Here is an 11,210-nt window from a genome sequence, read left to right as displayed (position 1 = left end):
GCAGAGAGCGCCAGGCCGAGCTCACCCAGGATCACCGAGGCTCCAGCGTCGAACAGGGGAGCGTGAGCCTCCATGACGATCGAAGAGGTCGAAGCTGGGACTCGACAGCTCGTCGAGAGGGCCAACGACACGGATGTCGTGGTCTTCGCGAGGCGCGCGGCGGGTTTTGCAGCAGATGCAGCGGATACGACGCTGGCTTGGCCCTTGCTTCAGCTCGCGCCCGAGCTCTAGGATGAGGAAGTGGTGAAAACCCGACGGCGGAGCACCTCGCGAAGGGGGGTCTTCTGGCACGTGCAGTGCCTCGGCTTGATCATGAGCGCGCGGGCGTTCGCTCAGGCGCCCGACGCAAGCGCCATGGAGCCCGCCCCCGCGCCCCCTGCACCGACACAGCCAGCGCCGGCTCCGCCTCCTCCGCCACAGCTCGCGCCCGCGGAAGCCCCGCCGCCCGCCCCTGCACAGCCTGAACCGGAGCAGCCCGCGCCGCCTCCTCCGAGCGCCGCCCAGCCGTATCCATACCCGTATCCGTATCCGTATCCGTATCCGTATCCGTATCGAACCCCGTATCCGTATACCTATCCATCGCAGCCTTACCCGCCTGGGCCTCCACCGTTCATGCCCCCGCCGGCCCCTGGGCCTCCACCGTTCATTCCCCCGCCGGCTCCCACCGCTGACGCGCCGTCGAAGCCAGCGCCTCCGGCCAAGAGGAAGCCGCGGAGCGTGCCGTTGTCCGTGTTTCGCTTCGGCTACGGCGCCTACGGGAGCGGCACGCTGGATTTTCAGGGCCAGTGCGCCGGCAGCTGCCCGCTGTCCTTGCGCTCCGGGAGGGAGGACGTCGACGATCACACGCCGGTGCTGCTCGGCTTCGATCTGATGTTCGGGCCCGAGCCCGTGAGCCTCGGGTTTGGCTTCTGGTTCACCACGGGCACGACCCTCGAAGGACGAGAGCCCACCGTGCAGGAGCGGGGCATCGGCTGGGAGTTCGCGACCCCCTTCATGCTCGGCGCCGCGGTCCCCGTGGTGGAGTCCCTCGCGGTCCGATTCGGCGCCTTCGCCGGCCCGGAGTTCCTGTTCGCGCACGACGGCAGCGCGCAAGGCAGGGACGGCGAGGCCTACGAGAACTTGTGTGACGACTTGCGGGCCAGCGGGCAAGTCAGCGAGTGCGACGTGACCTATCCGACCCGCTTCAGCTGGATCTACGGGTTCCAGGTCGGCCCTGTCTTCCGCACGTCGCGCCTCAACACCATCGGCGCCGAGCTCCTCGTCCAGCACGTCGATTATCGCCTGTTCGGGATCGACGCGGAGGGACCGAGCTGGCGAGCCAAGCAGACGTACGACTACAGTGCGTGGAGGTTCTGGCTCATGGTCACCGTCGGGATAGGGAAATGACGTTGCGCTACGGGCTCTGGGCGATGGCCCTTTCGCTGGTCGTCGGGTGTGCAGGCGACAGCGGCAAGGCCCCGCCCCCCGACTGCGGCGAAGGCCGCGTCTGCACCTGCGCGCCGGGAGACGACCGGCCTGAATGCAATCCGTGCCAGGAGGGGTACCGGCCCGCGCTGATCGGGTCCGACTGTGTCCCGACCTGCAACGCCCCCGACGTCGACTGCGGTGAGGCGGGAGTCTGCGAGGAGACGGCGAGCGGGGCTGCGTGTCGCTGCGATCCGGGGCACGCGGGCGAAAGCTGCGAGCGCTGCGAGCCAGGGCTCACGCAGAACGACGCCGGCCAGTGCGTCGCCGCGCTCTCGGCACCAGCGCTGCTGACGCTGTCCGTCGTCGGCTCCGAGCGCGTCCTCGGCGCGCTCGTCCCGTCCGGCTGGTCGTTCCGCCCTCTGGCGAGCGTGCCGAGCACCGTGACCGACGTCGCCTATGACGCGGGCTCCGGTCGCGTGTTCGCGCTGAACGGCGGGCGCCTGGCGACCCTCGATCTCGCTTCCGGTGCGGTCATGGACCTCACGAGCGCCGACGTCGATCTCGGGAGCGCGCTGTCGCTGGATCCAGCCGGAAACAGGGCGCTCTCCGCGTCGGCGAACGCCATTTACGGGATCGATCTCGACACGTTCCAGGCCGAAGAGCTCTCCGCGGTGGGCGCTCGCGCGCTCGAGTACGACCCGGGCCGCGCGAGGATCCTCGGCCTGGACGAGGCGGGCGCGACCTTCGAGCTCGCTGATTCCGCGCCGGAGCTCATCGGCCAGGCGCAGGGCTCCGACTGGCTCGCCATGGCCTTCGATCCCGGGAGCGCGCGCGCCTACTTGCTCGGCAGCGAGGCGGAGCGCCGTGAGGACCGACTCCTGCGTTATTGCGCCGGGGCCCTCGCGCGCTTCGGCGCCGTCCCGGCGTGGCACGCGAACCTCGTCGTCGACGCCAGCGGCGGGAGCACGGCGCCGCTCACGCTGGCGTACGAGGGCGCGGATCCGGCGCTGATCGTCGCCGATCTGGGCGCCCAGCCGATCGACGCGGTGACCCTTGCCGTCGACCACCCCGACGCGGCCGTGTGTGTCGTCGACGACGGCGGCGGCGGGGCGGCCGAGCTCGAGATCGCGCTGTCCCCGAGCCTCCGGGCCGGCTTCCTCCTGGTCGCCGCGCCGGGCCGAGCGGTGCGCGTCGACGCGACGGCGCGCCCCGCCGACGCCAGCTACAGCTTCATCGTCCACACCAATGAGGGCCTCAGCGTCTCGGGGCCAATCGAGGGCATCACCGGGCACGACACGGCCTCGTGGGAAGCGCTGGCCCTCGACAGCATCACGAACTTCCCCGAGCGGCGCGCCGCCACCCTCGCGCTGATGGACTGGGCGTCTCAGGCCACCCTCGAGGTTCGCCTCGCGCACGAGCCTGCGGGCAACGCGCTTGCGTGGGTAGCGGAGGTGCCATGAGCGTCCTGCGCGTCTCCTGGCCGCTCCTGCTCCTCCCCCTTCTGGGGTGCGAGGACTCGGTCTCGGGCTTTCTGAGCTGCGGCGTCGAGATGTGCAGCGCCCGGCAGGAGTGCGTCAGCTCGGCGCTGGGCCCGACCTGCGTGTGCACCGAGGGGTTCGTCGGCACCGAGTGCACGACGTGCGCGTCCGGTTACAAGCTGGTCGACAACCGCTGCGCGCTCATCCCGCTCGACTGCGCCGTCAACCCGGAGCGGTGCGGTCCGCACGGCACGTGCGTCGCGACGGCCGGCGCGGACGAATGCGCGTGCGAGGCGCTGTACGAAGGTCGGCTGTGCGATCAGTGCGAGAGCGGCTACCAGGACAACGACGCGAACGGCGACTGCCGCCCCACCTGCGCGGAGGCCCAGCTCGACTGCAAGGCGCCGAGCCGCTGCTCGGACGCGGGCGGCACGGCGCTGTGTGAATGTCCGACGGGGTACACCGGGGACGACTGCTCGCGCTGCGCGCTCGGCTACCGGGACAGCGCGAATGGCTGCGTGCCCACGTGCGCCGCCTCCGGCTTCACCTGCAGCACGAACCAGATCTGCGTCGACACGGACACGGGCGCCCGCTGCGAGTGCGCCGAGGGGTACGGCGGGATCGGGTGTGCGAGCTGCGCAGAAGGCTACCTGCAGGATTCGACGACGGGCGCTTGCCTGCCCTCCTGCGACGGGGCCGGCGTCCGCTGCGGCGAGCACGGGAGGTGCGACGATTCGATCGGCTTCGCGCGCTGCGTCTGCGATCTGGGATACGCGGGGGAGAGCTGTGGAGTCTGTGCCACGAACTTCGAGCAGGGCGCCGGCGGGACGTGCGGCCGCGCCCCCACGGCGAGCGAAACGCTGGTGATGGCGGGCTCCTTCGAGGGGCGTCCGGTGCTCGCCACGCTCGATCCGGGCTCGGGCAGCGCGCTGCCGCTGGCGGAGCTCGAGGTCACGGGGCTGTCGGGCGGCGCGACCCCGCGGGCGCTCTTCGTCAACCGCGCCGGGTCGATCTCGTCCTACGCGCTCGCGACCGGCGCCGTCGAGGACGCCGTGGATGGCAGCGGCGCCGTGGGTCCGCTCGCCTGGGATGGGGCGGCGAACCGGCTCTACGCGCTCGGTGGACCGAGGTCGTTCCCTCTGCTCAGCATCGATCCCGCCGCGAAGACGGTGGTGCCGCGGTTCGAGACGGGGCTGGCCGGGGCGGTGGATCTCGCGTTCGACGCCGCCAACCAGCGGGTGCTCGTGCTGCGCGACACCTTGTTCGCGGTGAGCCTCGCCGACGGCGCGGTGACCGAGCTCGCGCCGCTGCCGCCGGCCACGCTGGGCATCGAGATCGGCGCCGACGGCGCGCTCCTCGCGCTGTCGGCGACCGACGCGGACGAGGCCGCCGCCCGCGTGCAAGCCTGTCGCTCGACCGCGGCCGCGCTCGGTCTCGACGGCTACGCGGGCGCGACCGGCCGCTTCGTCCAGCCGGACTCCGACGTGGACCAGGTGACCCTCGCGGCCGCGACGCCGGACAAGCTGGAGGTGCAAAGCTATCTGGGCCGAGGCGGCGACAGCGCCCCGCGGACCGTGCAGATCACCGCGGACAACCCCGACGCGTTCCTCTGCCTGGCGCTCGAGGAGGCGACCCTGGTCAGCGTGGCGGCCGGGGCGCGGTTTCGGGCGCTCGTCATCTACGCGGCGGACGACCCGATCGAGCTTCAGATCGAGGACGGATTCGCGGGCGGAGCGGTGCCCCTCATCCATCTGGGCGGCTACGCTCCGGTCTTCACGCGCCCGGATCGAGAGGACATCGTCGTCTACACACCAGAGGAGTGGGCCGCGCGCGGGCTGGCCGTCGATCCGCGCTTCCACCGCCCGGGGCCGGGCGTCCTGCACACGCTGGACGGCGCCTTCTCCGTGAGATCGAGCGTGCCCCTCTCGGGAGGCGTCCTTCCCGGAGGGCCGCTGGCCCGCTGGGAGCCGGTCGCGCCATGAAGCGGGATCATTCATGACGATCGAAGAGGTCGACGCCGCGACTCGACAGCTCGTCGAGAGAGCCAGCGCTGCCAGGCCACTGCCCTGAGGCGACGCAAAGCGCGCCTGCTCCATCACCTCCGCCCCTGACGGCTCGCCAGGCTTCGATCTGGCCACGACGCACGCGCGGGCACGTCCACGTCGAACGCTACAACGGACCGCCTGCGCTCACCAGAGAACACCCTCTCCCGACCCATGGGAGCCCGAAGATCTGGCGTGTCCGCCCACGTCGTAAGCGGTCGTACAACACGATGGCTTTGTTGTGTCCCCTTCCAAAGGGTCTATGCGCCTCCGCCAGACACAGACGCTCTCGCCGTGGGGTCCGGCGCTCGCACCCGCGCTGTCGAGAAGGTCGAGGCCCGCGGGCCGGCCCCGCGGGCCCGCCGGCTCGCCAGCCCAATAAAAAGATGCTGTATGTCCGAGTGTTCTTGCCTCGATTGATGTTTACTTGAGGCGTGACCCGAGCGTACCTTGGGCAAAGGCGACGCTCCTTGGGGAGAGGGGGCGCTCGGGCCGCGCGGGCGAGCGCTCGAGTGGCCTTCGTTGCCTGCGAGGGGAGGCGGCGGTGTCTCGAAAGAAGATCCTGCTGGTGGACGACTCGGAGACCGTCCTGATGATGGAGCAGATGATCCTCCGGAAGAGCTATGACGTGGTCACTGCCAAGGACGGCAGCGCGGCGGTGGCCAGGGCGCTCGCCGAGCGGCCAGATCTGATCCTGCTCGACGTGATCATGCCGGCCATGGATGGATTCGAGGCCTGCCGGAGGCTGCGTTCGGAGGAGGCGACGCGGGAGACGCCCATTGTCCTCGTCACGAGCCGAGGCGAGGTCTCGCACAGGGAAGAGGGGTTTCGCTGTGGCTGCTCCGACTACATCACGAAGCCCATCGACTCCCTGGAGCTCCTCGAGAAGGTCAAGAGCTGTCTCGGCGAATGAGGTGAAGACCGACATGTCGCGTGATGGACAAGCGGAATGCGGGGTGGAGCGCGCGGCGCGCCGCGAGCGGTCGTCACGAGCGCACGTGAGCGCGCTCGAAGGGCAGAAGAAGCGGCTCGCGCGGCGCGCCCGCGCGCTCGGCCGGCTGCTCGTCCGGGTTCGGAGGGCCCGTGGGCGCCTCGAGGCCCGCGCCGCCCGCGCCGAGGCGGCGCTCGCGCTCGCCGCCGATCGATGCGCCGACGAGGAACAGCAGCGCTCGCAGCTCGCGAGCCTCTATGTCGCGAGCCGCCGGCTCCTGCCGCTCCGGACCCGTGAGGAGGCGTGCCGCGCCCTCCAGGACATCATCGCGAACCTCGTCGGCTCCGAGGAGATCGCCGTCTTCGAGATCGACGTCAGCGGGGCGGCGAGGGTCGTCGCGGCCTACGGCGTCGATCCGTCGTCAACCGTCCTCCTGGCGCCGGAAGAGGGCATCGTGGGGCGCGTGGCGCGACGGATCGAGCCGTATTTCCGGCAGGGCGCCGCGCTCGGCAGCGACCCGGCCGCCCCCCAGGCCCCCTGCGCGCGCGGCGAGGGCGACGTCATGGCCTGCGTCCCGCTCACGATGGACGAGCGCGTGGTCGGCGTCATCGCCGTCTTCCATCTGCTCTCGCAAAAACCCGAGCTCGGGCCGATCGACAAGGGTCTTCTCGAAGCGCTCGGCACGCTCGCGGCCGGGCCGTTCTGCGCGGGGCGGGAGCGCTGCGGCGCCCTGGAGGTGCGATGACGATGCTCAAGCCCCCGTCGCAGCGGTACGGCGCTGGAGGAGCGCGGCTGAGCGCGCCCCCCCCGAGCAGCCCGCTGCCCCACTACCTCACGCCGGGCAACGTCGTCGCGTCGGGCGAGCCGACGATCATCACCACGATCGTCGGCTCGTGCGTCGCGATCTGCCTGTGGGAGCCGGCGCTCGGCGTGGGCGGCATGAACCACTACGTGCTCCCCAGCTGCCCCAACCTCAAGCTGCCGCTCGGGCGCTTCGGAGACACCGCCTTTCAGCAGCTCCTCGATCGTCTGGCGGCCCTCGGCGCCCCGCCCCGCTCGCTCCAGGCCCGGATCGTCGGCGGCGCCTGCATGATCTCCGCCTTCCGGGAGCGGGACTCGCACCTTGGACACCAGAACGTGGCGGTCGGGCTCATGGTGCTGCGCGCCGCCGGGATCCGGGTCGTCCAGCAGGACACGGGCGGCAGCCAGGGCCGGAAGCTCATCTTCCGCACCGACGACGGCAGCGCCGCCATCCAGCCCCTGTGATCGCGATGGATGCCGAGCGGGCCGCGCTCATGCAGATGTTCGCCGCCGAGACGGCCGAGCACCTCGACGAGCTCGAGAGCGCGCTGCTCGAGCTCGAGCGGCGGCCCGACGCCGGCCACCTGCTGGAGCGCATCTTCCGCGTCGCCCACACGATGAAGGGCAACGCCAGCTCCGTCGGCGCCCACGGGCTGAGCGAGCTCACCCACGCCGCCGAGGACGTGATCGAGGATCTGCACCGGGGCACGCTGCCGGTGACCGGCATGGTGGTCTCGCTGCTCCTCGAGACGGTCGACTCGGCGCGCCGCCAGCTCGCGGAGATCGACGGCGGAGAGGAGCCGCCGGGGTCGACCTCGCTGCCCGCGAGCGTGCTCGAGCGGCTCAAGAGCGCCCGGCGCACCGAGCGCGAGGGCGCCCCCTCGACGCCGAAGGGGGCCACCTCGAGCGCCGGGGACGAGGGCGACCGGAGCTCGGGCGCGAAGACCGTCCGCATCACCGTCGAGAAGCTCGATTGCATGGTCGATCTCATCGGCGAGGTGGCGATCACCCGCAACCGGATCGCGCGCGAGGTAGAGCTCGCGGGCGGCGCCGTCGGCGCGGCGCTGCGGGACGGCCTCGAGGAGCTCGATCGGCTGAACACCAAGCTCGAGGAGGCGATCCGCCGCGCGCGGATGGTGCCTGTCGGCCCCTGGTTCCGGCAGTACGAGCGCGCCGTGCGCGATCTCGCCCGGTCGCACGGCAAGCTCGCGCGCCTCGTGATCGTGCACGGCGACGTCGAGGTGGACACCGCGGTGATCGAGCGCCTCCGCGACGCGCTGACCCACCTCATCCGCAACGGCATCGATCACGGCCTCGAGCCGCCCGAGGTGCGGAAGGCGCGCGGCAAGGACGCGCGCGGGACCATCACCCTGCGCGCCGCGCACGAGGGCGGCGGCATCGCGCTCCGCGTCTCCGACGACGGCGCGGGGATGAACCGCGCCCAGATCGCGGCGCGGGCCAGCGCGCAGGGCAGGTGGCCGGACGCGGACGCGCTCTCCGACAGCGAGCTCTACGAGCTTGTGTTCGAGCCGGGCTTCTCCACCGCCACGACCGTCTCCGACCTGTCCGGCCGGGGGATGGGCATGGACGTGGTGCGGCGCCGCGTCGAGTCGCTGGAGGGCTCGATCGGGATCGAGAGCGCCGCGGGGGCCGGCACCACGCTGATCCTCCGGCTCCCGCTCACCCTCGCGACGATCGAGGGCTTCTCGGTGAGCGCCGCGGGCGAGCGTTATGTCATCCCGCTCCGCGCCGTCGTCGCCTGCGTCGGGCTCCCGCGCGGCGCCCGCGCCATGGGCCCGGGCGGCGTCCTTCACGTGCACGGGCGCGCGCTGCCGTGCGTGCGGCTCCGCGACCTCTTCGGGCTCTCCGGGCCTGCGCCGGCCCGCGAGAGCGTGGTCGTGGTGGCCCACGAGGGGGGCCAGGCCGGCCTCGTCGTCGACTCGCTCGACGGCGAGGGCAGGACGGTCATCAAGCCGCTCGGCCGGCTCTTCCGCCGCATCCGGGGCATCACCGGATCCACGGTCCTCGCCGACGGCAGGCTCGCGCTGATCCTCGATGTGGACGCGCTGATGCACGACCTCACCCGCGGCCGCGCCGGCGGCGGCGAGCTCGCGCCCGGGGATCGATGGCGGCGGGCTCCCCCCTCGGCGGCGCGGGGAGAAGCGATGGATGCGGAGGGAACGACACGATGAACCGGCTCAGGATAGCGCTGCGTCTCTCCCTCTCGCTCGCGTTCATGGCGATGCTCATGGTCGCCATCGCGATCTCGGGGCACCTCGGCCTGACCTCCGTCGCGGAGAAGACGCACGAGATCCTGGTGACGGACGCCCGGGTGCTCGCGGTCTCGGTGCAGCTCGAGCGGGACCTCGTGGATCTCCGCCGCTACGAGAAAGATTGCTTCCTCAGCATGGGAGATCGCCCTGCCCAGCAGGGGTATCAGGAGAAATGGAACGAGGCCGAGGCGCAGACCCAGCGCCAGCTGGACGATCTCGATCGCCTCGTGACGCTGCCCCACGAGCGGGAGTCGGTCGCCGCGATGCGGCGCGACCTGGCGAGCTACGTCGCCGGCTTTCGCCGCGTGATGCAGGACGTGCTCTCCGGGCAGCTGCCCACGTCCCAGGCGGCGAACAACGTGATGACCGGCTTCAAGGACGAGATCCACCGGTTCGAGGCCGCGGTCGAGGGCTTCGCCCAGGCGAGCACGAGGCACATGGAGGCGATGCAGGCGTCCCTGAGCGCCGACGCGCAGCGCGCCTCGCGGGACATGGGCCTCATCGCCTTCGTGGCGCTGGCGGTCGGCGTGGCCGTCAGCGTCCTCGTCTCGCGCAGCATCACGGGCCCGCTGAGCTCGGCCGTTGGGCTCGCCAGGCGGATCGCCGACGGCGATCTGCGGCACCGGGGCGTGGCCGCGGGCCGCGACGAGCTCGGGCAGCTGGAGGAGGCGATGGGGGAGATGGCGGACAAGCTCTCGACCGTCCTCCTGGAGATCCGCACGGGCGCCGAGTCGCTCGCCGCGGCCTCGACGCAGATCTCGGCCACCTCGCAGAACCTGTCGCAGGGCACGAGCGAGCAGGCGGCCGCGGTGGAGGAGACGTCGGCGAGCCTCTCGGAGGTGAGCGGCTCGATCCACAAGAACGCCGAGAGCAGCCAGCAGACCGGCGAGCTCGCCACCGGCGCCGCGGCCGCCGCGGAGCAGAGCCTCGCGGCGGTCCAGCGCACCGTGGCCGCGATGCGCGACATCGCCGAGAAGGTCTCGATCGTGCAGGAGATCGCGTACCAGACCAACCTGCTCGCGCTGAACGCGTCGATCGAGGCGGCCCGTGCCGGCGAGCACGGCCGCGGCTTCGCCGTGGTCGCGAGCGAGGTCCGCCGGCTCGCGGAGCGGAGCCAGGCCGCCGCCAAGGAGATCGGCGCGCTCGCGTCGACGAGCGTGCAGGTCGCCGATCGCTCGGGGCAGCTGCTCGAGGAGATGGCGCCCTCGATCCGGCGGACCTCGACGCTCACGCAGGAGGTGGCGACCGCTTCGCTCAGCCAGGCCGACGCGGTCGGCCAGGTGAACTGCGCCATGCGCCGCGTCGACGAGGTGACGCAGCGCAACGCCGCGATCAGCGAGGAGCTCGCCAGCACGGCCGAGGAGCTCGCGGCCCAGGCGGACGCGCTCTCGGGCATGCTGCGCTTCTTCCAGGTGGGCGACGAGCTCGCGTTCCCCGAGCGCACCCGCGTGCCGCGGGCCCCCGGCGCGGGCGACGCGCGGCGCCTCCCGCCGCCCTCCCGGGAGGGCTCCCCGGCCTCGCCCGGCGCGTCGAACGGCGCCGCCGTGCTCGCGACGCTCGCCCGGGCCAGGACGAACGGGGCCCTGCGCTCCCCCGCGGCGCTGCACGAGGACGCCGAGTTCGAGCGTTTTCCGCCGCGGGGCGCGGATCGGGCCGCCTCCGCGCGCGCGGAGGTGCCGTGAGCGCCGCGCCGGAGCCTCGGTCGTCGCAGTACATCTCGTTCTTCGTTGGCGGCGACGAGCTCGCGCTGGACATCCTCCGCGCGCGGGAGATCGTCGAGCTCACCGCGATCACGCGGGTGCCGAGGATGCCGCAGGCCGTGCTCGGCGTGCTCAACCTGAGGGGGCGCGTGATCCCGGTCATCGACCTCGCCGTCCGGCTCGGGCTCCCGCCGTCGGTGCTCACGCGGCGGAGCTGCATCCTCATCGTCGAGACGGCGTTCGACGGGGAGCTCACCCGGATGGGCCTCTTCATCGACGCCGTGGGCGACGTCGTGGACCTCGACGCGGCGGCGATCGAGCCGCCGCCGCCGTTCGGCACGCGGGCCCGCCAGGGCCACCTCGTCGGCCTCGGCAAGGTGGGCGAAAGGCTCCTTTTGCTGCTCGACATCGACCGGATCCTCTCGCTGGAGGAGCTCTTCGCGGCCGCGTCGCTCGAGGCCGAAGGCGGCGCCCGCGCGGCGCTGCCGGGCGCAGACCACCCCTGACCCATCGTGCCGAGGTCGATTTACGCCTGCTTTACGCCTGCTGTACGCCTGCGGGGCGTGATAGGCTCGCGC

10 protein-coding genes are annotated in these 11,210 nt (G+C 72.1%); all 10 read left to right on the top strand.

Features of this window, described 5'->3' with window-relative positions; translation table 11 throughout:
* Window positions 1-72: 72 nt before the first annotated feature.
* The 10 genes from WMF44_RS11915 (at window position 73) to WMF44_RS11870 (ending at window position 11,138) form a co-directional block, all read left to right on the top strand.
* Window positions 73-231 (top strand): hypothetical protein, encoded by a 159-nt coding sequence (locus tag WMF44_RS11915; RefSeq protein ID WP_437299251.1) that lies wholly within the window; start codon window positions 73-75, stop codon window positions 229-231.
* A gap of 486 nt (window positions 232-717) precedes the next feature.
* Window positions 718-1,386: a hypothetical protein gene (locus WMF44_RS11910; protein WP_437299250.1), complete on the top strand. Its 669-nt coding sequence runs from the start codon at window positions 718-720 to the stop codon at window positions 1,384-1,386.
* Window positions 1,383-2,867, top strand: coding sequence for a calcium-binding EGF-like domain-containing protein (locus WMF44_RS11905; protein ID WP_437299249.1), 1,485 nt, complete (start codon window positions 1,383-1,385; stop codon window positions 2,865-2,867). Before WMF44_RS11910 ends, WMF44_RS11905 begins: the two co-directional genes overlap by 4 nt.
* Entirely contained in the window at window positions 2,864-4,867 is a 2,004-nt protein-coding gene (locus WMF44_RS11900; protein ID WP_437299248.1) for a hypothetical protein, read from the top strand. The genes WMF44_RS11905 and WMF44_RS11900 overlap by 4 nt, the downstream gene beginning before the upstream one ends.
* A gap of 604 nt (window positions 4,868-5,471) precedes the next feature.
* On the top strand, window positions 5,472-5,840 hold the full coding sequence (locus WMF44_RS11895) for a response regulator (RefSeq protein WP_437299247.1): 369 nt from the start codon (window positions 5,472-5,474) through the stop codon (window positions 5,838-5,840).
* An 85-nt stretch (window positions 5,841-5,925) separates the two neighbouring features.
* A complete protein-coding gene (locus WMF44_RS11890; protein WP_437299246.1) occupies window positions 5,926-6,603 on the top strand; it encodes a GAF domain-containing protein in 678 nt (225 codons plus the stop codon).
* A gap of 2 nt (window positions 6,604-6,605) precedes the next feature.
* Window positions 6,606-7,124, top strand: coding sequence for a chemotaxis protein CheD (locus WMF44_RS11885; protein ID WP_437299245.1), 519 nt, complete (start codon window positions 6,606-6,608; stop codon window positions 7,122-7,124).
* Window positions 7,125-7,129: 5 nt separating this feature from the next.
* On the top strand, window positions 7,130-8,851 hold the full coding sequence (locus WMF44_RS11880; RefSeq protein WP_437299244.1) for a chemotaxis protein CheA: 1,722 nt from the start codon (window positions 7,130-7,132) through the stop codon (window positions 8,849-8,851).
* Window positions 8,848-10,614 carry a methyl-accepting chemotaxis protein gene (locus WMF44_RS11875; RefSeq protein WP_437299243.1) on the top strand — a complete coding sequence of 589 codons (1,767 nt, stop codon included), beginning with the start codon at window positions 8,848-8,850 and terminating at the stop codon, window positions 10,612-10,614. The genes WMF44_RS11880 and WMF44_RS11875 overlap by 4 nt, the downstream gene beginning before the upstream one ends.
* Window positions 10,611-11,138, top strand: coding sequence for a chemotaxis protein CheW (locus tag WMF44_RS11870; protein WP_437299242.1), 528 nt, complete (start codon window positions 10,611-10,613; stop codon window positions 11,136-11,138). The genes WMF44_RS11875 and WMF44_RS11870 overlap by 4 nt, the downstream gene beginning before the upstream one ends.
* Window positions 11,139-11,210: the final 72 nt, after the last annotated feature.

The sequence above is a fragment of the Sorangium sp. So ce426 genome, assembly GCF_051475585.1.
In the GTDB taxonomy this organism is placed as follows: Bacteria; Myxococcota_A; Polyangia; order Polyangiales; family Polyangiaceae; genus Sorangium; species Sorangium cellulosum_B.
The sequence above is the reverse complement of the archived record's forward strand: the minus strand, read 5'-3'. Positions and strand labels throughout refer to the sequence as shown.